This is a genomic window from Kitasatospora sp. NPDC059817 (assembly GCF_042731835.1).
Lineage (GTDB): Bacteria > Actinomycetota > Actinomycetes > Streptomycetales > Streptomycetaceae > Kitasatospora.
The window spans coordinates 1-1,571 of record NZ_JBHWIR010000172.1 but is presented as its reverse complement, the minus strand read 5'-3'; the positions used below and the strand labels follow the sequence as shown (position 1 = coordinate 1,571).

Below are 1,571 nucleotides of genomic sequence, written 5' to 3'. Positions count from 1 at the left end.
TTTATTCTCAACTCCCGCATCCGCTAGACACTGTTCGCCGCCGTGTTGGGGCACGGCGCGCGGCCGGGCGCCGGCGCCCGCCCCCCCCGCGCCGGGTTCAGTTGGCCAGGCTGAAGTCGCCGCCGAGGGGTGCGGCGATCTTGTCGACACCGGTCAGCGCGGTGAGCGAGGTGACGGGGGTGCTGCTGTCCGTGGTGGTGCCGTTGCCGAGTTGGCCGGAGCCGTTGTTGCCCCAGGCGCGGACGGTGTTGTCGCCGAGCAGGACGATGGTGTGTTCGCGGCCGCCGGCGATCAGCTGGATGCCGGTGAGGCCGGGGACCGGGACGGGGGTGCTCCGGTAGTCGGTGGTGCCGTCGCCGATCTGGCCGGAGGTGTTCCGGCCCCAGGCCTTGAGCTGGTTGCCGCTGTCGGTGACGGCCAGGCTGTGGTGGGCTCCGGCCGCGATCCCGGAGACCCCGCCGAGCCAGCTGCCCTGGGTGTCGACCGGGGTGAAGCGGCTGATGGTGGTGTTGTCGCCGAGCTGGCCGGTGGCGTTGTAGCCCCACGCCTTCACCGCGGTGCCACTGGTGGGCTTGGTGGAGCTGCTCGGCGGGCCGACCAGGGCCAGGTTGTGGTCGGCGCCGGCGGCGATCCGGGCCACACCGGTCAGGTTGTTCACCAAGGACGGCACGTTGCGGCTCGCCGAAGTTCCGTCCCCGAGCTGGCCGTTGATGTTGTGGCCCCAGGCCCACACGGTGCCGTCCGCGCGCAGCGCCAGGCTGTGGTTGAGTCCGGCGGCGATCGCGATCACCTTGTCGAGTCCCTCGACCCGGACCGGGACGCTGCTGTCGGCGTTGGTGCCGTTGCCGAGCTGGCCGTGATTGTTGCGCCCCCAGGCGACCACGGTCTGGTCGGCGAGCAGGGCCAGGCTGTGCACTCCGCCCGCGGCGACGTCGGTGGCATCGGAAAGGTTGACGACCTGGCCGGGCGCGTTGTGGCTGAACACCGAACCGTCGCCGAGCTGCCCGGACCCGTTGGCGCCCCACGTCTGCACCGTGCGGTCGGTCAGCAGGGCCAGCCCGAAACCTGTGGCGGGGCCGCTTCCCCCGGCGGCGATCTTCACCACCTCGGCGCTCGTCAGCCCCAGCACGGTGGTGGCCGTCGTACGGATGTCCGTCCAGGTGCCATCGCCGAGCTGACCTGCGCGGTTGTTGCCCCAGGACTTGAGCCGCTTCTCCTGCACTTCATCTCCTCATCGGGTGTGCTGTCATGCGGGAATGCGACCGCGCCGGGCGCGCGGCCGCGGAGGCTGCCACCAGGACGCGGCGGCGTTGCCTCCCGACGGGCCGCTCTTGCCCGGCCCTCGCCGCAAGCTCTCGAACGCATCATCGGTGACGACCGATCAGAACTCGGGACCCCGATCTCGACCTTCACTCGAACAGGTGACCTTCCGGCGTCTCCGGGTACGCCGGGCCGTCCCGCACTGCGCACACCCGCCCCTTGGCCGCGTTCCTGATGTCGACCCGACGGGGGCCGCCGCCCCGCCGCGGCGGGGCGGCGGCGGGGGGTGGGGGGGGCGGGGGTCAACGGGG

1 protein-coding gene is annotated in these 1,571 nt (G+C 72.2%); it reads right to left on the bottom strand.

The window, feature by feature from the left end; translation table 11 throughout:
- Positions 1–97: 97 nt before the first annotated feature.
- A complete protein-coding gene (locus tag ACFV61_RS28205) occupies positions 98–1,222 on the bottom strand; it encodes an RCC1 domain-containing protein (protein WP_380494602.1) in 1,125 nt (374 codons plus the stop codon).
- Positions 1,223–1,571: the final 349 nt, after the last annotated feature.